Raw genomic sequence first — 26,456 nt, 5'->3', positions numbered from 1 at the left:
ATGAACAGCACGCTTATCCAGACAGACCGTTTCACCTTGAGTGAAACCGAGCGCTCGGCCATCGAGCACGAGCTGCATCACTACGAAGACCCGCGCGCGGCGTCGATCGAAGCCCTGAAGATCGTTCAGAAAGAACGCGGCTGGGTGCCGGACGGCGCCCTGTACGCCATCGGCGAGATCCTCGGCATCCCGGCCAGCGACGTTGAAGGCGTGGCCACGTTCTACAGCCAGATCTTCCGTCAGCCGGTCGGCCGTCACATCATTCGCGTCTGCGACAGCATGGTCTGCTACATCGGCGGCCACGAGTCGGTTGTCAGCGAAATCCAGAACAACCTGGGTATCGGCCTGGGCCAGACCACCGCCGACGGTCGCTTCACCCTGCTGCCGGTCTGCTGCCTCGGCAACTGCGACAAGGCACCGGCGCTGATGATCGATGACGACACCTTTGGCGATGTCCAGCCTGCCGGCGTCGCCAAACTGCTCGAGGGCTACGTATGACCCTGACCTCTTTCGGTCCTGCCAACCGCATCCAGCGTTCGGCCGAGACTCACCCGCTGACCTGGCGCCTGCGTGACGACGGCGAAGCCGTGTGGCTCGACGAGTACCAGGCCAAGAACGGTTACGCCGCAGCGCGCAAAGCCTTTGCCGACATGGATCAGGACGCCATCGTCCAGACCGTGAAAGACGCCGGCCTCAAGGGTCGCGGCGGTGCAGGCTTCCCCACTGGCGTGAAGTGGGGCCTGATGCCAAAGGACGAATCCATCAACATCCGCTACCTGCTGTGCAACGCGGATGAAATGGAGCCGAACACCTGGAAAGACCGCATGCTGATGGAGCAACTGCCCCATCTGCTGATCGAAGGCATGCTGATCAGTGCTCGCGCGCTGAAAACCTACCGTGGCTACATCTTCCTGCGTGGCGAGTACACCACCGCCGCCAAGCACCTGAACCGTGCCGTGGAAGAAGCCAAGGCCGCGGGCCTGCTGGGCAAGAACATCCTGGGCAGCGGCTTCGATTTCGAGCTGTTCGTCCACACCGGTGCCGGGCGTTACATCTGCGGTGAAGAAACCGCACTGATCAACTCCCTCGAAGGCCGCCGCGCCAACCCGCGCTCCAAGCCGCCCTTCCCTGCCGCCGTTGGCGTGTGGGGCAAGCCGACCTGCGTGAACAACGTTGAAACCCTGTGCAACGTGCCGGCGATCATTGCCGACGGCGTGGACTGGTACAAATCGTTGGCCCGCGACGGCAGCGAAGACATGGGCACCAAGCTCATGGGCTTCTCCGGCAAGGTCAAGAACCCTGGCCTGTGGGAACTGCCATTCGGCGTGACCGGTCGCGAGCTGTTCGAAGACTACGCCGGCGGCATGCGCGACGGTTACAAGCTCAAGGCCTGGCAGCCAGGCGGCGCCGGTACCGGTTTCCTGTTGCCGGAACACCTCGACGCACAAATGTACGCCGGCGGCATCGCCAAGGTGGGCACCCGTATGGGTACCGGCCTGGCCATGGCGGTGGACGACAGCGTCAACATGGTGTCCCTGCTGCGCAACATGGAGCAGTTCTTCGCCCGCGAATCCTGCGGTTTCTGCACCCCTTGCCGTGATGGCCTGCCATGGAGCGTCAAGCTGCTGATGGCCATCGAACAAGGCCGCGGCCAGCCAGGCGACATCGAGACCCTGCTGGGTCTGGTCAACTTCCTCGGCCCGGGCAAGACCTTCTGTGCTCACGCACCGGGTGCCGTGGAACCGTTGGGCAGTGCCATCAAATACTTCCGTCCAGAGTTCGAAGCCGGTATCGCGCCCGCAAGCGCCGCCGTCCCGCCTCTGGCAAAGCCGATCGTAGTCGGCGCGTAAACGCTTAAAAAGGCGAAGGGTCCGTACCCTTCGCCTTTCGTCCGATGACGCCTTTCGGGGCTGACTGGATTCGGACGGATAACAAGATTCCATTAGCCACGCCCGCTGACACCGGGCCAACGAAGACCTTTGAACCATGGCCACTATCCACGTAGACGGCAAAGCGCTCGAAGTCGACGGGGCAGACAACCTGTTACAGGCATGTCTGTCGCTGGGCCTCGACATCCCTTATTTCTGCTGGCACCCCGCGCTTGGTAGCGTCGGGGCCTGCCGCCAGTGCGCGGTCAAGCAGTACACCGACGAGAACGACACCCGTGGTCGCATCGTCATGTCCTGCATGACGCCTGCCACCGACAACACCTGGATCTCCATCGACGATGAAGAATCCAAGGCGTTCCGCGCCAGTGTTGTTGAATGGCTGATGACCAACCACCCGCACGACTGCCCTGTGTGCGAGGAAGGCGGTCACTGCCACCTGCAAGACATGACCGTGATGACCGGCCACAACGAGCGCCGTTATCGCTTCACCAAGCGCACCCACCAGAACCAGCAACTGGGCCCGTTCATTTCCCACGAAATGAACCGCTGCATCGCCTGCTACCGCTGCGTGCGTTTCTACAAGGACTACGCCGGCGGCACCGACCTCGGTGTATTCGGCGCCCACGACAACGTGTACTTCGGTCGCGTTGAAGACGGCACGCTGGAAAGCGAGTTCTCCGGCAACCTCACCGAGGTCTGCCCGACCGGTGTGTTCACCGACAAGACTCACTCCGAGCGCTACAACCGTAAATGGGACATGCAGTTCTCGCCGAGCATCTGCCATGGCTGCTCCAGCGGTTGCAACATTTCCCCGGGCGAGCGTTACGGCGAACTGCGTCGCATCGAAAACCGTTACAACGGTTCGGTGAACCAGTACTTCCTGTGCGACCGTGGCCGTTTCGGTTATGGCTACGTCAACCGCACCGACCGTCCACGTCAGCCGCTGCTGGCCGACGGCACCAAACTAAGCCTGGACGACGCACTGGACAAAGCCGCCGACCTGCTGCGTGGTCGCAACATCGTCGGTATCGGTTCGCCGCGTGCCAGCCTCGAAAGCAACTACGCGTTGCGTGAGCTGGTGGGCGCCGAGCACTTCTACTCCGGTATCGAAGCCTCCGAGCTCGAGCGCATCCGTCTGGTCCTGCAAGTGCTGAAGGACAGCCCGCTGCCAGTCCCGAACATGCGCGACATCGAAGACCACGACGCCGTGTTCGTCCTCGGTGAAGACCTGACCCAGACCGCCGCCCGTATGGCCCTGGCCCTGCGTCAGTCGGTAAAAGGCAAGGCCGAAGACATGGCCGAAGCCATGCGCGTTCAGCCTTGGCTCGACGCCGCCGTGAAGAACATCGGTCAGCACGAGCTGAACCCGCTGTTCATCGCCAGCCTGGCTGAAACCAAGCTCGACGACATCGCCGAAGAGTGTGTACACGCCGCTCCGGACGATCTGGCCCGCATCGGTTTCGCCGTGGCTCACGCCCTGGACGCCAGCGCACCTGCCGTCGAAGGTCTGGACGCCGAAGCCCTGGAACTGGCCAAGCGCATCGCCGACGCCCTGATCAAAGCCAAGCGTCCGCTGATCATCGCCGGTACTTCGCTGGGCTCCAAAGCCTTGATCGAAGCCGCTGCGAACATCGCCAAAGCCCTGAAGCTGCGCGAGAAGAACGGCTCGATCAGCCTCATCGTACCGGAAGCCAACAGCCTCGGTCTGGCCATGCTCGGTGGCGAATCAGTTGATGCTGCCCTGCAAGCGGTCATCGACGGCAAGGCCGACGCCATCGTCGTGCTGGAAAACGATCTGTACACCCGCACCGCCAAAGCCAAGGTCGATGCTGCATTGAACGCTGCGAAAGTAGTGATCGTTGCCGACCATCAGAAGACGGCCACCAGCGACCGCGCGCACCTGGTTCTGCCAGCCGCCAGCTTCGCTGAAGGCGACGGTACTTTGGTCAGCCAGGAAGGCCGCGCCCAGCGCTTCTTCCAGGTTTTCGACCCGCAATACATGGACTCGAGCATTCTGGTCCACGAAGGCTGGCGCTGGCTGCACGCCCTGCGCGCCACCCTGCTGAACCAGCCGATCGACTGGACGCAACTCGACCACGTCACCGCTGCCGTTGCTTCGAGCACCGGGCAACTGGCGCGTATCGTCGACGCCGCACCGTCCGCCTCGTTCCGCATCAAGGGTCTGAAACTGGCGCGTGAACCGCTGCGTTATTCCGGTCGCACCGCGATGCGCGCCGACATCAGCGTTCACGAACCACGCACCCCGCAAGACAAGGACACCGCGTTCGCCTTCTCGATGGAAGGTTACTCGGGCTCCGTCGAACCGCGTCAGCAGGTTCCTTTCGCCTGGTCGCCAGGCTGGAACTCGCCGCAAGCCTGGAACAAGTTCCAGGACGAAGTCGGTGGTCACCTGCGCGCTGGCGATCCGGGCACCCGCCTGATCGAAAGCACCGGTGATTCGCTGAACTGGTTCGCCAGCGTTCCGCGCGCGTTCAACCCGGCCCAGGGCACCTGGCAAGCCGTGCCGTTCTACCACCTGTTCGGCAGCGACGAGAACTCGTCGAAAGCCGCTCCGGTCCAGGAACGCATCCCGGCTGCCTACGTTGGCCTGGCCAAATCCGAAGCGGATCGCCTGGGCGTCAACGACGGTGCACTGCTGAGCCTCAATGTTGCCGGCCAGACCCTGCGTCTGCCGCTGCGCATCAATGAAGAGCTGGGCGCCGGCCTGGTTGCACTGCCGGCCGGTCTGGCAGGCATTCCGCCGGCGATTTTCGGCCAAACCGTTGATGGTCTGCAGGAGGCAGCGCAATGACCTGGTTCACCCCTGAAGTGATCGATGTGATCCTGACGGTCATCAAAGCCATCGTCATCCTGCTGGCCGTGGTGGTCGCGGGTGCGTTGCTCAGCTTTGTCGAACGTCGCCTGCTGGGCTGGTGGCAGGACCGTTACGGTCCGAACCGCGTTGGCCCGTTCGGCATGTTCCAGATCGCTGCCGACATGCTGAAGATGTTCTTCAAGGAAGACTGGACCCCACCGTTTGCCGACAAGGTGATCTTCACCCTGGCACCGGTCGTGGCCATGTCCGCCCTGCTGATCGCTTTCGCGATCATCCCGATCACCCCGACCTGGGGCGTGGCGGATCTGAACATCGGCCTGCTGTTCTTCTTCGCCATGGCCGGTCTGTCGGTCTACGCGGTGCTGTTCGCTGGCTGGTCGAGTAACAACAAGTTCGCCCTCCTCGGCAGCTTGCGTGCCTCGGCGCAGACCGTGTCCTACGAAGTGTTCATGGGCCTGGCCCTGATGGGCATCGTGGTGCAGGTCGGCTCGTTCAACATGCGCGACATCGTCGAGTACCAGGCGCAGAACCTGTGGTTCATCATTCCGCAGTTCTTCGGCTTCTGTACCTTCTTCATCGCTGGCGTGGCCGTGACTCACCGTCACCCGTTCGACCAGCCGGAAGCGGAACAGGAACTGGCCGACGGTTACCACATTGAATACGCCGGTATGAAATGGGGCATGTTCTTCGTCGGTGAATACATCGGCATCATCCTGATCTCGGCGCTGTTGGTCACCCTGTTCTTCGGTGGCTGGCACGGTCCGTTCGGCATCCTGCCGCAACTGTCCTTCGTCTGGTTCGCACTGAAGACCGCGTTCTTCATCATGCTGTTCATCCTGCTGCGCGCTTCGATCCCGCGTCCGCGTTATGACCAGGTGATGGACTTCAGCTGGAAATTCTGCCTGCCACTGACCCTGATCAATTTGCTGGTGACCGCTGCAATCGTGTTGTGGAACACGCCTGCAGTTGCGGTTCAGTGAGGATTTGACCCATGTTCAAATATATTGGCGACATCATTAAGGGTACCGGTACCCAGTTGCGCAGCCTGGTCATGATCTTCGGTCATGGCTTTCGCAAGCGCGACACCCTGCAATACCCGGAAGAGCCGGTCTACCTGCCGCCACGTTACCGTGGCCGTATCGTCCTGACCCGCGACCCCGATGGCGAAGAACGCTGCGTAGCCTGCAACCTGTGCGCCGTGGCTTGCCCGGTGGGTTGCATCTCGCTGCAGAAAGCTGAAACCGAAGACGGTCGCTGGTACCCGGACTTCTTCCGTATCAACTTCTCGCGCTGCATTTTCTGCGGTCTCTGCGAGGAAGCCTGCCCGACCACCGCGATCCAGCTGACCCCGGATTTCGAGATGGCCGAGTTCAAACGTCAGGACCTGGTGTACGAGAAAGAAGATCTTCTGATCTCCGGCCCCGGCAAAAACCCTGATTACAACTTCTATCGTGTTGCAGGTATGGCCGTTGCCGGTAAGCCGAAAGGCGCCGCACAAAACGAAGCCGAGCCGATCAACGTGAAGAGCTTGCTGCCTTAAGGAAGAACGATGGAATTCGCTTTCTATTTCGCATCGGGTATCGCTGTTGTGTCCACATTGCGCGTGGTCACCAACACCAATCCTGTGCACGCCCTGCTCTACCTGATCATTTCGCTGATCGCCGTGGCCATGACCTTCTTCGCACTCGGCGCTCCGTTCGCCGGCGTGCTGGAAGTGATCGCCTACGCTGGCGCCATCATGGTGCTGTTCGTGTTCGTGGTGATGATGCTGAACCTGGGCCCCGCCTCGGTTCAGCAGGAACGCACCTGGCTCAAGCCCGGTATCTGGGCAGGGCCGGTGATTCTCGGCGCCCTGCTGCTGGCCGAACTGCTGTATGTGCTGTTCGCTCACCAGAGCGGTCAGGCCATCGGCCACACCACCGTGGATGCAAAAGCCGTGGGCATCAGCCTGTTCGGTCCGTACCTGCTGGTGGTCGAACTCGCCTCGATGCTGCTGCTCGCTGCAGCCGTCACGGCGTTCCATTTGGGCCGTAACGAGGCGAAGGAGTAAGACATGCCTGCTATCCCTCTCGAACATGGTCTGGCCGTTGCCGGCATCCTGTTCTGCCTTGGTCTGGTCGGCCTGATGGTCCGCCGCAACATTTTGTTCGTGTTGATGAGTCTGGAAGTGATGATGAACGCCTCTGCACTGGCCTTCATCGTTGCGGGTGCCCGCTGGGCGCAACCGGATGGACAGATCATGTTCATCCTGGTGATCAGCCTTGCAGCCGCCGAAGCCAGTATTGGCCTGGCGATCCTGCTGCAACTGTATCGCCGCTTCCACACGCTCGATATCGACGCTGCCAGTGAGATGCGCGGATGAACCTACTCTTTCTGACTTTCGTATTCCCTCTGATCGGGTTCCTGTTGCTGTCGTTTTCCCGCGGCCGCCTCTCGGAAAACCTGTCGGCGCTGATCGGTGTCGGCTCCATCGGCCTGTCTGCCATCGTCGCGGCCTACGTGATCTGGCAATTCAACGTCGCTCCACCGGAAGGTGGCGTGTACGTTCATGTGCTGTGGAAGTGGATGTCCGTCGAGGGCTTCCAGCCTAACTTCGCCCTGTATCTGGATGGTCTGTCCGTGACCATGCTCGGTGTGGTAGTCGGTGTGGGCTTCCTGATCCACCTGTTCGCCTCCTGGTACATGCGCGGTGAAGCCGGTTACTCGCGTTTCTTCGCCTACACCAACCTGTTTATCGCCAGCATGCTGTTCCTGGTCCTGGGCGATAACCTGCTGTTCATCTACTTCGGTTGGGAAGGCGTGGGCCTGTGCTCGTACCTGTTGATCGGTTTCTACTACAGCAACCGCAACAACGGTAACGCCGCACTGAAAGCCTTCATCGTCACCCGTATCGGCGACGTGTTCATGGCGATCGGCCTGTTCATCCTGTTCCAGCAACTGGGCACGCTGAACGTCCAGGAACTGCTGGTGAAGGCGCCTGAGCACTTCAAGGTCGGCGATTTCTGGATCGTGCTGGCGACCCTGATGCTGCTGGGTGGTGCGGTCGGTAAATCGGCTCAGCTGCCATTGCAGACCTGGCTTGCGGACGCGATGGCCGGCCCTACCCCGGTTTCGGCACTGATCCACGCCGCAACGATGGTAACCGCCGGTGTCTACCTGATCGCCCGTACCCACGGTCTGTTCGCCCTGGCGCCGGACATCCTGCATCTTGTGGGAATCGTCGGTGGTGTGACCCTGGTGCTGGCCGGTTTCGCAGCACTGGTACAAACCGACATCAAACGTATCCTCGCCTACTCGACCATGAGCCAGATCGGCTACATGTTCCTGGCGCTGGGCGTTGGCGCCTGGGAAGGCGCGATCTTCCACCTGATGACCCACGCCTTCTTCAAGGCCCTGCTGTTCCTTGCTTCCGGTGCGGTGATCGTTGCCTGCCACCACGAGCAGAACATCTTCAAGATGGGCGGCCTGTGGAAGAAACTGCCGCTGGCCTACGCCAGCTTCATCGTCGGTGGTGCCGCTCTGGCCGCCTTGCCGCTGGTGACCGCAGGTTTCTACTCCAAGGACGAAATCCTCTGGGAAGCGTTCGCCAGCGGCAACCACGGTCTGCTGTACGCAGGTCTGGTCGGCGCATTCATGACTTCGCTGTACACCTTCCGCCTGATCTTCATCGCGTTCCACGGTGAAGCCAAGACCGAAGCTCACGCCGGTCACGGCATCGCTCACTGGCTGCCACTGTCGGTGCTGATCGTGCTGTCGACCTTCGTCGGCGCCATGATCGTTCCACCGCTGCACGGCGTACTGCCTGAGAGCGTTGGCCATGCCGGTGGCGAAGCCAAGCACAGTCTGGAAATCGCGTCGGGCGCCATCGCTCTGGCCGGTATCCTGCTGGCGGCCCTGCTGTTCCTCGGCAAGCGTCGCTTCGTGACTGCGATCGCCAACAGCGGCATCGGCCGTTTCCTTTCGGCCTGGTGGTTCGCTGCCTGGGGCTTCGACTGGATCTACGACAAACTGTTCGTGAAGCCGTACCTTGCGATCAGCCACATGCTGCGCAAAGACCCGCTCGACCAGACCATCGGTCTGATCCCGCGCATGGCCAAGGGTGGTCACACTGCCCTGAGCCGTACCGAAACCGGTCAACTGCGTTGGTACGCTGCTTCGATGGCTGCTGGTGCCGTGTTGGTAATCGGCGCTGTCGTGCTGGTAGCGGTCTGATATGAACCTTGCGAATTTGCGAAAGGAAACGAGCCCGTCATGATTCTGCCTTGGCTAATCCTGATCCCCTTCATCGGCGGCCTGCTGTGCTGGATGGGTGAGCGCTTCGGCGCTACCCTCCCCCGCTGGATTGCGCTGTTGACCATGACCCTGGAACTCGCCCTCGGCCTCTGGCTGTGGGCCCACGGTGACTATTCATTTGCTCCGGCGCCTGGCGCCGATCCGACCTGGGCGCTTGAGTTCAAGCACGTCTGGATCCAGCGCTTCGGCATCAACGTGCACCTGGCCCTCGACGGCCTGTCGCTGCTGATGATCCTGCTGACCGGTCTGCTGGGTATCCTGTCGGTACTCTGCTCGTGGAAAGAGATTCAACGTCACGTTGGCTTCTTCCACCTGAACCTGATGTGGATCCTGGGCGGCGTTGTCGGCGTGTTCCTCGCCCTCGACCTGTTCATGTTCTTCTTCTTCTGGGAAATGATGCTGGTGCCGATGTACTTCCTCATCGCGCTCTGGGGTCACAGTTCTTCGGACGGCAAGAAAACCCGGATCTACGCCGCGACCAAGTTCTTCATCTTCACTCAGGCTTCCGGCCTGATCATGCTGGTGGCGATCCTGGGTCTGGTACTGGTCAACTACAACAGCACCGGCGTGATCACCTTCAACTACGCCGATCTGTTGAAGACCAAGATGTCGATGACCACCGAGTACATCCTGATGCTCGGCTTCTTCATCGCCTTCGCGGTCAAACTGCCAGTGGTTCCGTTCCACTCCTGGCTGCCTGACGCTCACGCCCAGGCACCGACCGCCGGTTCCGTCGACCTCGCTGGTATCTTGCTGAAAACCGCGGCCTACGGTCTGCTGCGTTTCGCCCTGCCGCTGTTCCCGAACGCGTCGGCCGAGTTCGCACCGTTCGCCATGGCCCTGGGCCTGGTCGGGATCTTCTACGGTGCGTTCCTGGCGTTCGCCCAAACCGATATCAAGCGTCTGATCGCCTTCTCGTCCGTTTCCCACATGGGCTTCGTACTGATCGGCATCTACTCCGGCAGCCAACTGGCGCTGCAAGGCGCCGTGATCCAGATGCTGGCGCACGGTCTGTCGGCCGCGGCACTGTTTATCCTCAGCGGTCAGCTGTACGAGCGTCTGCACACTCGTGACATGCGTGAGATGGGCGGTCTGTGGTCGCGTATCGCTTACCTGCCGGCGATCAGCCTGTTCTTCGCAGCCGCCTCTCTGGGTCTGCCGGGCACCGGTAACTTCGTCGGCGAGTTCCTGATCCTGATCGGTACCTTCGCCAGTGCTCCATGGATCACCGCGATTGCCACGTCCGGTCTGGTGTTCGGTTCGGTCTACTCGCTGATCATGATCCACCGTGCCTACTTCGGTCCGTCCAAATCGGATTCGATCCTGCACGGCATGGACGGTCGCGAACTGATCATGGTGCTGGGCCTTGCGGCACTGCTGATTTACCTCGGCGTCTACCCGCAACCGTTCCTCGACACCTCTGCCGCCACGATGCATGGCGTGCAGCAGTGGCTCGGCACCGCCTTCACTCAACTCGCTTCGGCCCGGTAAGAGCGCTATGGAATTCACGATTCAACACTTTATTGCGCTTGCGCCACTGTTGATCACCAGCCTCACCATTATCGTGGTGATGCTGGCAATCGCCTGGCGCCGCAACCACTCGCAGACCTTCCTGATTTCGGTGGCAGGTCTGAACCTGGCCTTGCTGTCGATCCTGCCGGCACTGAAAGTCGCGCCTCTGGCCGTGACCCCATTGCTGCAGATCGACACCTTTGCCTGCCTGTACATGGCGCTGATCCTGGTCGCCACCCTCGCCTGCGTAACTCTCGCCCACGCCTACCTCGGCGATGGCGGTTCGGGTTACCCGGGCAACCGTGAAGAACTGTACCTGCTGATCCTGATGGCCGCCGCCGGTGGTCTGGTTCTGGTCAGCGCGCAGCACCTGGCCGGCTTGTTCATCGGTCTGGAACTGCTGTCGGTGCCGGTCTACGGTCTGGTGGCCTACGCCTTCTTCAACAAGCGTTCGCTGGAAGCCGGTATCAAGTACATGGTGCTGTCGGCCGCCGGTTCCGCGTTCCTGCTGTTCGGTATGGCGCTGCTGTACGCAGACTCGGGTTCCCTGAGCTTCGTCGGTATCGGTCAGGCACTGGCCACCACCAACCTGCCGAGCTCGCTGGCGCAATTGGGCCTGGGCATGATGCTGATCGGCCTGGCGTTCAAACTGTCGCTGGTACCGTTCCACCTGTGGACGCCGGACGTGTACGAAGGTGCTCCGGCACCGGTGGCCGCGTTCCTCGCCACCGCGTCGAAAGTGGCTGTGTTCGCGGTAATGGTTCGTCTGTTCCAGATCTCCCCTGCCGCCAGCAGTGGCGTACTGAGCAACGTACTGACCATCATCGCCATCGCCTCGATCCTGTTCGGTAACCTGCTGGCCCTGACCCAGAGCAACCTCAAGCGTCTGCTCGGTTACTCGTCCATCGCGCACTTCGGCTACTTGCTGATCGCACTGGTGGCGAGCAAGGGTCTGGCGGTGGAAGCCATCGGCGTGTACCTGGTCACCTACGTGATCACCAGCCTCGGCGCGTTCGGCGTGATCACCCTGATGTCCTCGCCGTACAACGGCCGTGACGCAGACGCGCTGTACGAGTACCGCGGCCTGTTCTGGCGCCGTCCGTACCTGACCGCCGTACTGACCGTGATGATGCTGTCCCTGGCCGGTATCCCGCTGACCGCAGGCTTCATCGGCAAGTTCTACATCATCGCTACCGGTGTCGAGTCGCACCAATGGTGGCTGGTCGGTTCGCTGGTTCTGGGCAGCGCCATCGGCGTGTTCTACTACCTGCGCGTGATGGTCACCCTGTACCTGATCGAACCGAACCTGCGCCGCCACGACGCCCAACTGCACTGGGAACAGAAAGCAGGCGGCGTGATGCTGCTGGCAATCGCCCTGGTTGCGTTCTTCCTCGGCGTCTACCCACAACCGTTGCTGACCCTGGTTCAGCAGGCGGGTCTGGCGGGCTGATTGCTCTGCTGGAATGGGCTACAAACAGAAACGGCACCTTCGGGTGCCGTTTTTGTTTTTGTGGGATTTGTTACCGCTGATTTGTTCTCTTGCTGAATTTCCCGAAAACTCGCGCAAGACTGTCAGGTCCGTCCTACAGCCAGAACTGGGGGTGTGTCTCTATCCTGAGCGCCTGCGGAAATATCAATCGAGGCAAAACAGATAATGAAACGCGAGACCTTTTACGAGTTGGTCGATGGTTATGGCGCTTTTGCGGGTGGATGCCAGAACAAAGTCCCGCCTGAGCGATACAACGAAAAACCTCCCCTTGCGTCATTCATCTGCACCGAAGCTTCGTTCAACTTTGCAGCCCCACCAAATTCTGGCTATATTTGTCCAGAATACGAGGGACGAATCATGATCATTGTTCCGCTGGCCGAAGCAAAAAACAATTTATCCAAACTGGTCGATGACGCAGCCGCCGGGCAAGTCATCACTATCGCCAAGCATGGCCGACCACTTGCTCGTCTGGTTCCAGTGGAACGGCCACGCGGACAGCGAATTGGCGCGATGAAGGGCAAACTTGTCGTTACCGACGACTTCGATGCCGCCCTACCGGACGATCTGCTGGATGCCTTTGAAGGGCAGAAAGCATGAGGGTGTTACTCGATACCCATATTTTGCTCTGGGTACTCGCCGATGATCAGAAGCTATCCGGTAAAGCCAGACAGCTCATCAATAATGCTGCTGAAATCTATGTCAGTGCCGCGACGTTCTGGGAAATGGCAATCAAGGTCGGCGTGGGAAAACTGAGCGTTGATCTGGAAGAGATTCGGCGATATTGCGTCGAAAGTGGGTTCATTGAGTTGCCTGTTTCATCAGAACACGCGATTGCGGTGAAGGATCTGGAATCTCACCACCGAGACCCGTTCGACCGCCTTATTGTGGCAACCGCCATGACTGAGCCCATGAAGCTTCTCACTGCAGATCCCATCGTTGCCAAATACACTTCATTGGCCATTTTGATCTAGCCCTCGCGACAATCGCGTTGAAGCTTTGCTAGCGCAATAAAAAACGGCACCTTCGGGTGCCGTTTTTGCGTTTATGCCATCACAGTTTTTTCAGCATCGGCACACAGGCCAGTTGAAGACCTGAAGGCGATTGATAAACCGCACTCCCCTCCCCGACGTAACCGCAGCGCCTGTAGAAATCAGCGGCATTCAAGGTCGCATCCAGACAAACCTCTGCCAGCCCCAGACTCCGTGCCAGCGCTTCAAGAAAGTGCAGCACTCGCTTGCCCAGACCGCGCTGCATGAAATCCGGATGGATGAAGATGGCGCCGATTTCGCGATGCTCCAGATCGAGCATGCCGGTTGCCACAGGCTCACCCTCAACGTAACCCAGATAGAATTGCTTTTGCATGAGCGTGTCGTAACCGTCTGCCGCCGAGCCTTTTGTCCAGTCGAGCATCTGCTGCTCGCTGTAGGCACCGATGCATTGATGCCAGATCGCCAGTCGCCGAATCTCGAACGCTATCCCGGCATCGTCCGGGGTGGCTCTTTTGATTTCGAACATTTCTCTCTCCTTGAGCCATGTGCGGACGGGCAATGAAAAAGCCCCGTCCATTTCTGGCGGGGCTTTGGGTAACACGTCATTGACCAGACATGCATGACCTTATGGCCCGCCGGAAGCGGTCATAGAGGAGCACATCATGGTCATTCGATGTTGGGCATTCATGGCTGGATAGTGCTGCGGATTGTTCGGTCACGTCAATTGCAAGGTTCCTCCCTATTCAGTCGAATGCTCCCACCACACTGGTCGATTCGTCCTACAGGCGTTTTTACGATCGGTGACTACCGTTGAAAAGGGGGCGAAAAGGATGGCCTGGAGGCCTTGACCAATTCGATCATCGGGACAAAACTATACGTAGGTAACGTACAGAACATGGATGCTCTTTTTATCGAATTACCCGCGTTCCAGAAGCACCGGGACGATTACCTGGATGATGATTTGTTCCGCAGCTTTCAATTGGAGCTGCTGAAAAATCCCGAAGCGGGCGATCTCATCGAAGGAACGGGTGGGCTGCGTAAAATTCGCTTCTGCGACCAACGACGCGGTAAAGGCAAGCGCAGCGGATTACGAGTGATTCATTACTGGTGGTCTGGTTTCGACCAATTCTGGCTGTTCACCGTGTACAGCAAAAACGAGCAAGACGATCTGTTGCCTTCCCAGAAAAGAGTCTTCAAACAGGCTCTGGATACAGAAATCAACACGAGAACCCAAATATGAAACGTGACATTTTTTCCGAACTGATGGAGGGCCTTGAGGCTTTGGCCGACGAGCGCCAGGGCAAGGTCACCCTTCGCACCCACAAAGTCCAGTTACCAAAACTATTGCCGATCACTGCCGAGGAAGTTGTTGCGATCCGCCAGCAACTCAACCTCTCCCGGTCAGTTTTCGCCATGTACCTGCGAACCAACCCTCGAACCCTCGAAAACTGGGAACAAGGTCGAGCAACGCCAAATGCCCAAGCGACGACACTCATTCGACTGGTCGAGCGTTTTCCACAAACGATCGACCACCTTGCGGCTCTGACCTGACTTCCGGGATCTAACGAAATTGTAATCCCCCAATCACCTCCGCGTTATCCGCAGCCTGCAACGATGTCACCCGGCGACTCTCCCGACGGGCCCTTGCCCGTCGAACAATAAAACTCACGCCGACACACGTTCCCGTTCTGCCGAACCCAAGGAGTGATTGATGGTTAACAACAAAAAAATGTCGATGGCCGCTTTAGCAGTGGTTGTCGGCTCCGGGCCGTCCATGGTGTTTGCAGAAGAAAAACCCGAAGGGTTTATCGAAGGCAGCAGCCTGACGGTGCTCAACCGCAACTTCTATTTCAATCGTGATCACCGCAACGGCCAGTCCAGCCCTACCGGCAATGGTTATTCCGAGGCCTGGGCCCATGCGGTCATCAGCAAGTTCGAATCCGGTTTCACCCAGGGCACTGTTGGGGTTGGTGTCGATGCGTTTGCCATGATCGGTCTGAAACTCGATACCGGTGACGGTCGCAACGGTGGCCGCAGTTCGTTCGATGTGTTGCCGGTCGACAGCGAAGGCAAAGCACGGGACGAATACACCAAGGTCGGGGGCGCCGCCAAAGTACGGGCCTTCGATACGGTGGTGAAAATCGGCGATGTGTTCCCGGCCAACCCAGTGGTTGCAGCAGGTGATTCGCGACTGCTGCCGGAAAGCTTTCGCGGCGTGACGGCGACCAACACCAGCATCGAAGGCCTGTCGATCCAGGGCGGCCGGCTGCATGCGATGAGCCAACCGGTGTCCAGCGACATGCGCGAAAACTTCGCAACCTTCTATGCCGGACCGGTCAACTCGCCCTGGATCGCTTACGGCGGCGGTGATTATGCGCTGAACAAAAACCTCAGTTTCAGCCTGTACTCCAGCCGCCTGAAAGATGCCTGGAACCAGTACTACGCTGGCACCGCCTGGACGTATCCGCTGTCGGATGACCTGTCGCTGTTCGGCGGTCTGAACTATTACAAGGCAGTCGACGAAGGCAAACAATTGCTCGGCAAGTTCGACAACAACATCTGGAGCGGCCGTGTCGGTGTGAAGCTTGGCGCCCACTCTGTCGCCCTCTCCCACCAGCGCAACAACGGCAACGACGACTTCGATTACCTGCGTCAGTCCGACTCGATCTTCCTCGACAACTCCATCCAGTACAGCGACTTCAACTCGCCGAAAGAGCGTTCGTGGATGGTGCGCTACGACCTCGACATGACCACTTACGGCTTGCCGGGCCTGTCGTTCATGACCCGTTATGCCCGCGGCACCGACGCCGACTACTCCAACGCCAACGCCGTGTACATGCGCCGCGATGCCGACGGCAATCCGCTGACCGACCAGAAGCGCTGGGAGCGTGACATCGAAGTCAAATACGTGGTGCAGAGCGGTTCGATGAAAGACCTGTCGCTGCGTTTGCGCCAGGCCACCACCCGTGCCACGGCATTCGAGTCCGATCTGGATGAAGTACGCGTGATTGTCGAATACCCGCTGGCGATTCTCTGAGTTTTCACGAGCAATACACATTCACCTTTAGAAGCTCCTTGCTCCTTTGGTAAGAGGTGAATCCTTTGGCGTCCTTCGGGGCGCCTTTTTTATGCCTGAAAAAAAGCCCGACTCACTGAACATGAACCGGGCGTTTGAGCCGCTATCGGCGCTATCCACCCTGCTGACGGCAGGTGCCCATCACGCTATAGGTGAGCGTATTGAGTTGCCCTTTGGAGTCCTCATAAGTCATCGCTGCCGGCACAACCGCGCATTCATTCTTCGGCCGGACAACGCTGACCACTTTCTTCACATCCAGCTTCATACCGTACTCGTATTCCTTGACCACCGGTGCCGCTTTGCCCTGTGCGGCCGCGTACTGCTCCATGGCCTTGGCGTTGGCACTGAACGCCCGGTCAAAGGTCCTGTCTCCGCCCCCTTCGGCCAACGCATTCAAAGACATTGCCATGACACCGGTGAACGCCATCAACTTGAGAAAGTTCATATCCATTTCCTTCAAAAAACGACTCATAAAAAAGCCCACCATCGATGCGCGATGACGGGCTCATTCATTGGTGACACGCTTACAGGTCTTGGGTCTTTTCGTCCTTTTTATCATTCACGACGACAGGATCACGAGCCTTCTCCTTGGCCACAAACAGCTCCACGGAGCGGTCGTTGGCAGTCATCATTCGGTCGAAGGTGCGGTCACCACCACCTTCGGCCATGGCCAGGGAAGACATCACCAACGCCACCAAAAAAGCACCGATCTGTACAGATTTCATATTTGATTCCTCGTTTAAGTAACTGACGGGATCAAGGTAACAATCCGAACCTTTCGTGACGGTGGCGCCGAAATTACATATCCGTTATGTAGAAAGGCCCGCAATCGCGGGCCTGCTTTTTGAACCATGAAGCGACTAAGCAGCAGCCGGTGATTCCTCGTCCCGACGATGGGCAATCTGATACAGCGCCGGCAAGATCAACAACGTGAGGATGGTCGAGGACAGGATCCCGCCAATCACCACCGTCGCCAGCGGTCGCTGAACCTCGGCCCCGGTGCCGGTCGCCAGGGCCATCGGAATGAAGCCCAGGGACGCGACCAACGCCGTCATCAATACCGGACGCAATCGCGTCAATGCGCCTTCGTGAATCGCTTCGGAAAGCGAACGCCCCTCCTCCCGCAAGTTACGGATAAAGGCGATCATCACCAGCCCGTTGAGTACCGCCACACCGGACAACGCGATAAAACCAACACCCGCCGAGATCGACAACGGGATGTCCCGCAACCACAACGCCATGACCCCGCCAGTCAGCGCAAACGGAATCCCGGTGAACACCAGCAAGCCGTCCTTGAGGTTGTTGAACATCATGAACAGCAACCCGAACACCAGCAGCAACGCCACCGGCACCACGATCTGCAAGCGTTTGGCCGCCGATTGCAGTTGCTCGAACTGACCGCCCCAGGTGGTCCAGTAACCCGCCGGCACCTGCACATCGCGCTCGATCACTTCGCCCGCCTCGGCGACGAAAGAGCCGATGTCACGCCCGCGCACGTTGGCGCTGACGATCACCAGGCGCTTGCCGTTCTCGCGGCTGACCTGATTCGGCCCCAGCACCAGATCGAGACTGGCAACATCTTTCAGCGCAATGAAACCGATCTGACTGGCCGCCTCACCGCCAGCCGCCGGCACCGGAATCAGCAGCGCCGACAACCCGTCGACGTCCTTGCGCATGGCGTCGGACAAGCGCACCACCATGTCGAATCGACGATCACCTTCATACATTGTCCCGGCCTTCTGCCCGCCGACGGCCACCGCAATGGTGTCCTGCACATCGCCGACGTTGAGCCCGTAACGCGCAGCCTTATCGCGATCGATGTTGATGGTCAGCACCGGCAGACCGGTGGTTTGCTCGACCTTGACCTCGGACGCGCCATTGACCTTCTGCATCGCGGCGGCAATCTTCGCCGCCGTGGTGTTGAGCACGTCCATGTCATCGCCAAACACCTTGACCGCCACGTCGCTGCGCACGCCGGAGATCAGTTCGTTAAAGCGCAACTGGATCGGCTGCGACAGTTCATAGTTGCTGCCCGGCAGCGTCGCGGCGGCCTGTTGCAGCTCGGCCATCAGGGTTTCGCGGGACTTGCCCGGGTCCGGCCATTGCTCTTTCGGTTTGAGCATCACGTAGCTGTCAGAAATGTTCGGCGGCATCGGATCGGAGGCGATTTCCGCGGTGCCGGTGCGGGCGAACACGCGTTCAACCTCGGGCACTTTGGCCAGGATCAACGTTTCCAACCGCTGCTGCATGTCCACCGATTGCGTCAGGCTGGTCCCCGGCACGCGCAACGCCTGCAAGGCAAAATCGCCTTCGCTGAGACTCGGCACAAACTCGCTGCCCATGCGGCTGGTGACCACGCCACTGAGCACGATCACGCCCAACGCCGCACCGACCGCCATCGCCCGATGGGACATGACCCAGGCCAGCGCCGGTGCATAGACGCGACGCGCACCGCGCATCACCACGCCCTCTTCTTCCTTGACCTTGCCGGTCACGAACAGCGCAATCGCCGCTGGCACAAAGGTCACGGACAAGAGCATCGCACCGAGCAACGCAATCACCACGGTAAACGCCATCGGGTGGAACATTTTCCCTTCGACGCCGCTCAGGGCGAAGATCGGCAGGTACACGACCATGATGATCAACTGGCCGAAAATCAGCGGTCGCCGCGCCTCTTTCGCTGCCGCAAACACTTCATGGAAACGCTCGGATCGCGTCAGCAGACGCCCGTGATGCTGCTGCGCATGGGCCAGTCGTCGCAGCGTATTTTCGACGATCACCACCGCACCATCGACGATGATGCCGAAGTCGAGCGCACCGAGACTCATCAGGTTGGCGCTGACCTTGTTGCTGAACATGCCGGTGAAGGTGAACAGCATCGACAGCGGAATCACCATTGCCGTGATCAGCGCAGCGCGGATGTTGCCGAGGAACAGAAACAGAATCGCGATGACCAGAATCGCGCCTTCGACGAGGTTCTTCTTCACCGTGGCGATGGCCTTGTCGACCAGATGCGTGCGGTCGTACACCGGCACCGCAATCACGCCGTCGGGTAAGGATTTGTTGATCTGATCGAGCTTGGCGGCGACTGCCTGGGAGACCGTACGACTGTTTTCGCCGATCAGCATGAACACTGTACCGAGCACCACTTCGCGGCCATTTTCCGTGGCGGCGCCGCTACGCAGTTCGCGGCCGATGTCCACGGTGGCGACGTTCTTGATGCGGATCGGCGTGCCGTCGACATTGGCCATGACGATGTTGGCGATGTCTTCGGTGCTCGCCACTTGCCCCGGTGCGCGAATCAGCAATTGCTCGCCGCTGCGCTCGATGTACCCGGCGCCGACGTTGGCGTTGTTGCGCTCCAGCGCAGTGACCAGATCGGTGAGGGTCAGTTTGTAGGCCGCGAGTTTTTTCGGATCGGGGGCAATCTGGTACTCCTTGGCAAAGCCGCCGATGGTGTTGATCTCGGCCACGCCGGGGACGTTGCGCAATTGCGGCTTGATGATCCAGTCCTGAATCACCCGCAGATCGGTCGGCGTGTAGGACGTACCGTCGTCCTTCAGCGCGCCTTCCTTCGTCTCGACCGTCCACAGAAAGATCTCGCCAAGCCCGGTGGAGATCGGCCCCATCACCGCCTCCACGCCCTCGGGTAATTGCTCCTTGGCGGACTGCAACCGCTCGTTGACCAACTGCCGGGCAAAGAACAGATCAGTGCCGTCCTTGAAGATCACCGTGACCTGGGACAACCCCGAACGCGACAGCGAACGGGTCTGTTCCAGCGCCGGCAGGCCGGCCATCGCGGTTTCAATCGGGAACGTAATGCGCTGTTCGGTTTCCAGCGGCGAGAACCCGGCCGCGCCGGTGTTGATCTGCACCTGGACGTTGGTGATATCGGGCACGGCGTCGATCGGCAGCTTTTGGTAACTGGCGATGCCGAGGCCGGCCATGAGCAGAACGGCGAGCAGCACGATGATGCGCTGCTCGATGGCAAACTGGATCAGGCGTTCGAACATGGGAGTCTTCCGCAATTAGTGACTGTGCTCGGCCGAGGCTTTGCCCAGCTCCGATTTGAGGACGAAGCTGCCAGCGCTGGCGACTTGCACGCCCGGTTCCAGCCCGGCGGTGACTTCCACCTGCCCTGCTGCGCGACTGCCCAGCTCCACCGCTTGCGCCTTGAAGCCGTCGTCGGTGCGCACGAATACCGTGGGTTTGTCCTCGACGGTCTGGATCGCGGTTTCCGGTACAGCGACTTTGGCCTGGCGGCTGTCGGTGGCGACCAGCGCGGTGACAAACAGGCCCGGGCGCCATGAGCCTTGCGGGTTTTCCAGGGTGACGCGCACGGTCGCGGTACGGGTCTGTTCGCCGAGCAGGCTGCCGACGTAGGCCACGGTGCCGGTCACTTCAGCGTTCAATTCCGCCGCGCTGACCGTGACGGGTTTGCCCACTTGCACCTTGTTCAAGTCCTTCGGTGACACGCCGAAGGTGACCCACACCCGCGACAAATCCGAGAGCGTGAACGCCGCCGTGGTTTCATCGACCACCTCCCCCGGCGTCAGGTGTTTTTCCACCACCACACCGTCGAACGGTGCCCGCAGTTCATAGCGATTACCGCCAGTGGCAACCACACTGCCGCTTAGCACGCTGATCTTTTGCCGGGCGTTGTTCAGGGCGATTTCGGCTTCTTCCAGAGCCTGACGTGCCTGGAGGAAATCCTGCTCGGCGGAGATCTTGTCCTGCCACAGTTTCTTCTCGCGTTCGAAAGTCGTGCGCGCCAAGGCCAAACGGCGTTGCGCGGCCGCCTGCTCGCTGCGCTGATCGGAAATCTGCTGACTGGCGATCACAGCCAGCAATTGGCCTTTCTTCACCGACTGCCCGAGATTGACCGACACCGACTCGACCACCCCCGGTACGCGCGGCACCACATGCGCGGTGCGGTCCTCGTCGAAGCGCACTTCACCGGGGAACGGCAGGCCGAGACTGATGCGCTGCGCTCGCGCTTCGGCCAGTTGAATCCCCGCCGCCGTGATCTGTTCGGCCGTCAATTCGATGTGCCCTTCTTCGCCATGTTCGCCTTCAGCGGCAGCGCCTTCTTCGGCGTGATCCGCATGCTCGGAGGCCTCATCGGCATGCGCGTCGATGCCTGAGTTGCCCGCCCACATCGAGCCGATACCAATGCCCAACGCCAAGGTCGCCGCAGCGACCACGATCAGTTTTTTATCCATGGAAACTCCTCTGCGCCGTGCCATCGCGCAGTGATCAGAAAATTGAAATTCAAGGGCTGACGCTGAGGTCGCCGAAAATGCGTTCGATGCGGACCCGGGCGTCGGTCGCCTCGCTCACCGCCTGGATGTATTGGGTGCGAGCGCTGATCAGCGTGCGCTGGGCGTCGAGCACGTCGAGGAAGCCGAACTTGCCCATTTCGAAACCGCGAGTGGCGCTGTCCACCGCACTTTGCGCGGCGGGCAGGATGGTCCGGTCGAACGCCTGGATTTCGCCGTTGGCGGTCTGCCATTGCGCCAGCGTGGTCTGGATTTCCGTGCGCAGGCGCAGTTCGGTGGCGTTGCGCAGGTCCCGTGCCTGATCGGTACGCCGTGCCGCCGCCAGCACGTTGCCCTGATTACGGTTGAACAACGGAATCGGCATCGACAGCCCGACCACATTGACCCGCTCGCGCTCGGTTTCGCTGTACTGGCTGCCGATGCTGACGGTGAGATCGGGTATCCGCTGGGATTTTTCCAGCCCCAGCGACGCTTCGCGCTGGTCGATCTGCAACCTGGCCAGGCGCAGCTCCGCCGTTTCGTTCAGGCGCTCAAGTAAACGGGTTGATGGCGGTACGCCAGGCAGGCTTTGAGCAGCGGTTTGTACCGTGGTGGAAGTCGGTAACGGTGCACCCATGACCTGCGCCAGTTGCTGGTAAGCATTGGCCTGATCGCGCTCCGCGCGGCTTAGCTCCAGGCGCACTTCCGAGAGCTGCACCTGGGCGCGAGTGCCTTCCACCGGCGACGACTTGCCCGCCTCGATCCTCCCCTGCGCCACACGCAAACCGTGCTCGGCGAGTTGCAGCGACTGCCGGGCCAGTTGCAAACGTTGTTGCGCAGTTTGCGCGCCGTTGAACGCTTGAATGACATCGGCGCGTAACGCGTTGCGCTTGCGCTCCAGCTCGATGCCGGCGGCATCCTGCGCACGATTCGCCACATCAATCCGCGCGCCACGCTTGCCGCCCAGCTCGATCGGCTGGCTGAGCATCACCGTGGTGGTGCGCGACTGGCGCCGGGTGTCTTCGGCCTCCCACGAAACCTCGGGGTTGGGAATCAGCCCGGCCTGCTTGCGGTCACCTTCGGCAATGCCGATTTCCCACTGTGCAGCGGCCAGATCCGGGTTGCCGGCGAAGGCGGTTTGCAGGGCCTGATCCAGGGTCAGGGTCGAAGCACTGGCAAGGCTTGTACAGGCCAACAACAAGAGGCCGCTGGCGGTTTTTTTCAGGCGTGATCGCGCCGTCAGTTCTATTAAACCGGGCAATGGAAGGCTTCCTTTAATCAAGAATCGTTGATTGCGCCACGGTAGGGTTTTGAACTTATCGACAAGGTGACGTGAACATTACAAATCCGTTATCCACGGTTTATCGAAGTTGTTTTGCTCTAGGATTCGAAGTTCGAATGGCTTTGTTGCAATACATGGAAACAAATGCACGTTAGTTATCCGCCGAACAGCACTTGCCGAAATCGAAGTCATGAGAAATTCGCTTTTCTGCTGCGACAGGCTGTCGCGGATGGCCGATTTAAAGGCCTCAGGCGTTGACTCTGTAGCCACTACAGCCTTTACCGTGCACGCCATTCAGTTATTGAAACCGTCCGGAAGCCCCTACAAAAACAACAACTTTCCCGGCCACCTTAATTAATTATCCATTGAATAAAAGTGGTGATAAATCATGCGAATCCTTGTCGTCGAGGACGAGCTTAAAGCTGCCGAATACTTGCATCAGGGTCTGACCGAAAGTGGCTATATCGTTGACCACGCTGTTAACGGCGCTGATGGTTTGCACCTGGCACAACAACAGGTTTATGACCTGATCATTCTGGATGTGAACCTGCCGGAACTCGACGGCTGGGGCGTGCTGGAACAGTTACGCCGCACCCACTCCACCCGGGTGATGATGCTTACCGCGCGCGGGCGGCTGGCGGACAAGATCCGGGGGCTGGATCTGGGCGCCGACGACTATCTGGTCAAGCCGTTCGAGTTTCCGGAACTACTGGCCCGGGTGCGTACCCTGATGCGCCGCAGCGAAAACATCCCGGTGCCGCAGGTACTCAAGGTCGCAGATCTGGAGCTCGATCCGGGCCGTCACCGGGCGTTTCGTGGCCAGCAACGCATCGACCTGACCACCAAGGAGTTCGCCCTGTTGCACCTGCTGATGCGCCAGTCTGGTGAAGTGCTGACCCGCACCCAGATCATTTCGCTGGTGTGGGACATGAATTTTGACTGCGACACCAATGTGGTCGAAGTCTCGATTCGCCGCTTGCGAGCGAAGATCGACGACCCGTTCGACAGCAAACTGATCCACACCCTGCGCGGTGTCGGCTATGTGCTGGAGGCACGGGAATGAAGCCGGTCAGCCTGTCACTGCGACTGGGGCTGACAGTCAGTACTCTCGGTGCGCTGCTGGTGGTGTTCCTGGCGATCCTCGCGTATTTCGCCCTGACCCATGAACTGAATGCGTTGTCTCGGGACAGCCTGGAAAAGAAGATGGCGCAAGTGGAACACAGCCTCTCGCTGTACATCGATACCAATGAAGTCAGTGGCAAGCCGCACATTCTGCTCGATCAGGTCATGGGGCATGACAACCTGACGCTGACGATTTATGACCGAGGCAATTTGCGCTCGCCGCTGCTCAAGTCAGGGTCAGGATTGACGGACCCACGGATTGAATTGAAAGCAGTGCGGGCGACGACCGATCAGTTGACCTACACCGACAGCGTCGATGCTGAAGGCGCGAAGTTTCTCACCGTCTCGAAGCTGATTCGTCTGAAGGACGGCAGCAACGTGCCGGTGCTGTTGTCGATGGACAATGCCCACGACCAGGCCTTGCTCAGCGCCTACCTGCGCTCGACGCTGATTGCCTTGCCGTTGCTGCTGGTGTTCATCGGCCTGACCGCCTGGGGCGCGGTGCAGCGCGGACTGGCGCCGCTGCGCGAGTTTCGCAAAGTGGCGGCCCGGGTGACCACCCAGGACCTCGACCATCGGCTGTCAGTAGTGAACATGCCTCAGGAGCTCAGCGAACTGGCGCAAGGCATCAACGTGATGCTCGATCGCCTGGACAGCGGCGTGCAGCAGTTGTCGCAGTTCTCCGATGATCTGGCCCACGAACTGCGTACGCCGATCAACAACCTGATGGGCAAGGCTCAGGTCACGCTGTCGCGGGAACGCTCGGTCGAGGAATACACCGACGTCCTGGTGTCCTGCACCGAAGAACTGGAGCGCGTTGCACGGATTGTCTCGGACATGTTGTTTCTGGCCCAGGCCAGCCAGCCGATGGCGCACGCGTCGTTCGAGTCGATTGCACTGGAAGACGAGGCGCTCAGGGTGGCCGAGCTGTTTTCCCTGTCGGCGCAGGACAAACAGATCCAGCTGAAGGTGGTCGGCAGCGCGCAAGTCTCTGGCGACCGACTGATGATCCAGCGAGCGATATCGAACCTGCTGTCCAACGCCCTGCGCCACTGCCCCGCCGGCAAAACCGTTTCACTGTTCATCGAGCAGGCGCCGACACAGGTCGCACTGCGTGTGAGCAATCCCGGCGTGGGCATCGAAGCGCAGCACTTGCCGCATCTGTTCGACCGCTTTTACCGGGTCGACAGCAGCCGCACTCGCTCGCAGGGCAGCACCGGTCTGGGGCTGGCTATCGTACGCTCGATCATGAGCCTGCATTCGGGCACCGCGCACGTGCAAAGCCGCCCGGGGGCAATGACGGTATTCAGCCTGGTGTTCCCCGTGCTCGCGCAAAAGCATTAAACCCTCAAACAGATTTGTGCGGTGTTTTCTCAATCTCCATCGGAAAAATCACCGCACACATCCGCCATAAGTCTTCGCAAACCTTTCAGTGCGAATTTGCGTCGACCTAGCGATGAAACGTCTGACAAAGGCATGAAACAAAACGTTGTTGAGGGCTAATGCATCGTCGCTTCGCTCGCCTTCAACCACCCCGTCCACCCCCTCTAAAACAAGCCTTTACGTCGATCGTGACGTGTCTACTCACAATTTGTCAGTAGGTACTTCGGCGCTCCCAAAAACCGCGATTGGAAACCTCTGGTCATCTTTGACCTCATCGTCGCTGTGCTTCTAGATTCGGCTCTCGCTTGAAACCGTTCACTCAACAGACAACCAGGAAGCACACACCATGAGCGCCATTGGATGCATGAACACAAACCCGATCCATAAACCCGATATCGCCTGACGGCCAACTCAACATGACCTTTTCCCTGCAAGGCAGAGGCTATTACCCGACCGGTGATGGCCATCAACTCTACTGGGAACGCCATGGCATTGCGGGAGGCGAACCGGTGTTTTTCCTGCATGGCGGCCCCGGTGGGCGCTGCAGTCGTCATCATCTGGACTTCTTCGACCTGCGCCATTTCGACATCATCCTGTTTGACCAGCGCGGTTGCGGGCGCTCGACGCCCTACGGCGAACGGCGCGACAACAACACCGGTCTGTGCGTCGAAGACATCGACGCCCTGCGCCAGCACTTCGGCTTCGAAAAAATCAGTGTGCTGGGTGTTTCGTGGGGCAGCTGGCTGGCGATCCAGTACCAGCAGCGCTATCCGCAGCACCTGCTGAAAACCACACTGGTGTCGGTGTTCGTCCCATTCGCAGCCAATGTCCGGTCATACGATCAGGCACTCAATGACGGGTTGGCACAATCGCCTCAAGCGACGTCAGGCCATCGCGCCAGGGACATCTACCGGATACTCGTTGAAGGTTGCCCATTGCAACAGCGTGTCGCCGCCATTGAATGGTTGAATGGGGTTTTGCGCCGCACGGGGCAGACGGTCTGCCCCGGCACGCTGGAGCGTTTCGTCGATCAGGAAGCAGTACTCGCGATCCGTCTGGAGTTGCATTACCACCTGCAAGGCTATTTCTTCCAGCCAGGGGACCAGGATCTGATCCTCGACGACAACACCCTGCTGATCCAGGGCATCCGCGATACCTTCGGCATGGCCAGCGTGCGCTGGCTCAGGCAACGCATGAACCTTCACTGTCGTTTGCTGCACGCCGGGCACAACGCCTTTGAAGGCGCCATCCTCAAAGCCGTACGCCGGGCGGTGAAACGTGAAATCGAGGGCTGAAAAAAACGGCACCCGAAGGTGCCGTTCTGTTC

The 26,456-nt window shown here is 59.8% G+C and carries 24 protein-coding genes; 18 read left to right on the top strand and 6 right to left on the bottom strand.

All coding sequences use genetic code 11. From position 1 onward, the window contains the following. The 12 genes from nuoE (at window position 1) to AC1RMX_RS12605 (ending at window position 12,990) form a co-directional block, all read left to right on the top strand. Entirely contained in the window at window positions 1-498 is a 498-nt protein-coding gene (gene nuoE, locus AC1RMX_RS12660; RefSeq protein ID WP_003223804.1) for an NADH-quinone oxidoreductase subunit NuoE, read from the top strand. Beyond that, a complete protein-coding gene (gene nuoF, locus AC1RMX_RS12655) occupies window positions 495-1,850 on the top strand; it encodes an NADH-quinone oxidoreductase subunit NuoF (RefSeq protein WP_064380702.1) in 1,356 nt (451 codons plus the stop codon). Before nuoE ends, nuoF begins: the two co-directional genes overlap by 4 nt. A 136-nt stretch (window positions 1,851-1,986) precedes the next feature. After that, entirely contained in the window at window positions 1,987-4,701 is a 2,715-nt protein-coding gene (gene nuoG, locus AC1RMX_RS12650; RefSeq protein WP_493072105.1) for an NADH-quinone oxidoreductase subunit NuoG, read from the top strand. Next, window positions 4,698-5,705 carry an NADH-quinone oxidoreductase subunit NuoH gene (nuoH, locus tag AC1RMX_RS12645; protein WP_007951460.1) on the top strand — a complete coding sequence of 336 codons (1,008 nt, stop codon included), beginning with the start codon at window positions 4,698-4,700 and terminating at the stop codon, window positions 5,703-5,705. Before nuoG ends, nuoH begins: the two co-directional genes overlap by 4 nt. Window positions 5,706-5,716: 11 nt before the next feature. Beyond that, window positions 5,717-6,265: an NADH-quinone oxidoreductase subunit NuoI gene (gene nuoI / locus AC1RMX_RS12640; protein WP_085712394.1), complete on the top strand. Its 549-nt coding sequence runs from the start codon at window positions 5,717-5,719 to the stop codon at window positions 6,263-6,265. A gap of 9 nt (window positions 6,266-6,274) precedes the next feature. After that, window positions 6,275-6,775 (top strand): NADH-quinone oxidoreductase subunit J, encoded by a 501-nt coding sequence (gene nuoJ, locus AC1RMX_RS12635; protein WP_096822263.1) that lies wholly within the window; start codon window positions 6,275-6,277, stop codon window positions 6,773-6,775. A gap of 3 nt (window positions 6,776-6,778) precedes the next feature. After that, window positions 6,779-7,087: an NADH-quinone oxidoreductase subunit NuoK gene (gene nuoK, locus AC1RMX_RS12630; protein WP_003180046.1), complete on the top strand. Its 309-nt coding sequence runs from the start codon at window positions 6,779-6,781 to the stop codon at window positions 7,085-7,087. Further along, window positions 7,084-8,937: an NADH-quinone oxidoreductase subunit L gene (nuoL, locus tag AC1RMX_RS12625; protein WP_102622477.1), complete on the top strand. Its 1,854-nt coding sequence runs from the start codon at window positions 7,084-7,086 to the stop codon at window positions 8,935-8,937. Before nuoK ends, nuoL begins: the two co-directional genes overlap by 4 nt. A gap of 39 nt (window positions 8,938-8,976) precedes the next feature. Next, window positions 8,977-10,509, top strand: a complete 1,533-nt coding sequence (gene nuoM, locus AC1RMX_RS12620) for an NADH-quinone oxidoreductase subunit M (RefSeq protein ID WP_096822265.1) — start codon at window positions 8,977-8,979, stop codon at window positions 10,507-10,509. Between the two features lie 7 nt (window positions 10,510-10,516). Next, a complete protein-coding gene (gene nuoN / locus AC1RMX_RS12615; protein WP_102622478.1) occupies window positions 10,517-11,980 on the top strand; it encodes an NADH-quinone oxidoreductase subunit NuoN in 1,464 nt (487 codons plus the stop codon). A 204-nt stretch (window positions 11,981-12,184) separates the two neighbouring features. Then, window positions 12,185-12,616 carry a type II toxin-antitoxin system Phd/YefM family antitoxin gene (locus tag AC1RMX_RS12610; RefSeq protein WP_255261964.1) on the top strand — a complete coding sequence of 144 codons (432 nt, stop codon included), beginning with the start codon at window positions 12,185-12,187 and terminating at the stop codon, window positions 12,614-12,616. Further along, window positions 12,613-12,990, top strand: coding sequence for a type II toxin-antitoxin system VapC family toxin (locus tag AC1RMX_RS12605; RefSeq protein ID WP_096822268.1), 378 nt, complete (start codon window positions 12,613-12,615; stop codon window positions 12,988-12,990). The genes AC1RMX_RS12610 and AC1RMX_RS12605 overlap by 4 nt, the downstream gene beginning before the upstream one ends. 79 nt (window positions 12,991-13,069) lie before the next feature. Here AC1RMX_RS12605 and AC1RMX_RS12600 read toward each other — a convergent pair whose 3' ends face one another. Continuing rightward, window positions 13,070-13,534, bottom strand: a complete 465-nt coding sequence (locus AC1RMX_RS12600) for a GNAT family N-acetyltransferase (RefSeq protein ID WP_493072102.1) — start codon at window positions 13,532-13,534, stop codon at window positions 13,070-13,072. Window positions 13,535-13,903: 369 nt separating this feature from the next. Here AC1RMX_RS12600 and AC1RMX_RS12595 point away from each other — a divergent pair, with 369 nt between their 5' ends. From AC1RMX_RS12595 to AC1RMX_RS12585, 3 genes are all read left to right on the top strand, one after another. Continuing rightward, window positions 13,904-14,248 carry a toxin gene (locus AC1RMX_RS12595; protein WP_493072469.1) on the top strand — a complete coding sequence of 115 codons (345 nt, stop codon included), beginning with the start codon at window positions 13,904-13,906 and terminating at the stop codon, window positions 14,246-14,248. After that, window positions 14,245-14,559, top strand: coding sequence for a helix-turn-helix domain-containing protein (locus tag AC1RMX_RS12590; protein WP_493072100.1), 315 nt, complete (start codon window positions 14,245-14,247; stop codon window positions 14,557-14,559). The genes AC1RMX_RS12595 and AC1RMX_RS12590 overlap by 4 nt, the downstream gene beginning before the upstream one ends. A 160-nt stretch (window positions 14,560-14,719) precedes the next feature. Then, window positions 14,720-16,045 (top strand): OprD family porin, encoded by a 1,326-nt coding sequence (locus tag AC1RMX_RS12585; protein WP_493072097.1) that lies wholly within the window; start codon window positions 14,720-14,722, stop codon window positions 16,043-16,045. Window positions 16,046-16,196: 151 nt separating this feature from the next. On the opposite strand, the gene AC1RMX_RS12580 is transcribed toward AC1RMX_RS12585, so the two are convergent. From AC1RMX_RS12580 to AC1RMX_RS12560, 5 genes are all read right to left on the bottom strand, one after another. Further along, window positions 16,197-16,529: a DUF2790 domain-containing protein gene (locus AC1RMX_RS12580; RefSeq protein WP_096822370.1), complete on the bottom strand. Its 333-nt coding sequence runs from the start codon at window positions 16,527-16,529 to the stop codon at window positions 16,197-16,199. A gap of 79 nt (window positions 16,530-16,608) precedes the next feature. Beyond that, window positions 16,609-16,809, bottom strand: coding sequence for a co-regulatory protein PtrA N-terminal domain-containing protein (locus AC1RMX_RS12575; protein WP_096822271.1), 201 nt, complete (start codon window positions 16,807-16,809; stop codon window positions 16,609-16,611). Between the two features lie 135 nt (window positions 16,810-16,944). Continuing rightward, window positions 16,945-20,097 (bottom strand): efflux RND transporter permease subunit, encoded by a 3,153-nt coding sequence (locus AC1RMX_RS12570; RefSeq protein WP_493072095.1) that lies wholly within the window; start codon window positions 20,095-20,097, stop codon window positions 16,945-16,947. Between the two features lie 15 nt (window positions 20,098-20,112). Further along, complete coding sequence (locus AC1RMX_RS12565; RefSeq protein WP_493072093.1) at window positions 20,113-21,306, bottom strand: efflux RND transporter periplasmic adaptor subunit; 1,194 nt, start codon at window positions 21,304-21,306, stop codon at window positions 20,113-20,115. Window positions 21,307-21,355: 49 nt separating this feature from the next. Further along, the gene (locus tag AC1RMX_RS12560; protein WP_493072089.1) at window positions 21,356-22,603 is read right to left on the bottom strand and encodes a TolC family protein; all 1,248 of its coding nucleotides are present in this window, start codon (window positions 22,601-22,603) and stop codon (window positions 21,356-21,358) included. 409 nt (window positions 22,604-23,012) lie between these two features. Here AC1RMX_RS12560 and AC1RMX_RS12555 point away from each other — a divergent pair, with 409 nt between their 5' ends. From AC1RMX_RS12555 to AC1RMX_RS12545, 3 genes are all read left to right on the top strand, one after another. Next, the gene (locus AC1RMX_RS12555; RefSeq protein ID WP_096822275.1) at window positions 23,013-23,687 is read left to right on the top strand and encodes a heavy metal response regulator transcription factor; all 675 of its coding nucleotides are present in this window, start codon (window positions 23,013-23,015) and stop codon (window positions 23,685-23,687) included. After that, window positions 23,684-25,090 (top strand): heavy metal sensor histidine kinase, encoded by a 1,407-nt coding sequence (locus AC1RMX_RS12550; protein ID WP_493072087.1) that lies wholly within the window; start codon window positions 23,684-23,686, stop codon window positions 25,088-25,090. The genes AC1RMX_RS12555 and AC1RMX_RS12550 overlap by 4 nt, the downstream gene beginning before the upstream one ends. Before the next feature lie 455 nt (window positions 25,091-25,545). Next, window positions 25,546-26,424, top strand: a complete 879-nt coding sequence (locus tag AC1RMX_RS12545; RefSeq protein ID WP_096822277.1) for an alpha/beta fold hydrolase — start codon at window positions 25,546-25,548, stop codon at window positions 26,422-26,424. Window positions 26,425-26,456 lie beyond the last annotated feature (32 nt).

The sequence above is a fragment of the Pseudomonas sp. GW822-FHT03F04 genome, from assembly GCF_058801405.1.
Note: the sequence above shows the minus strand (reverse complement) of the source record. Positions and strands in the feature narration are given on the sequence as shown.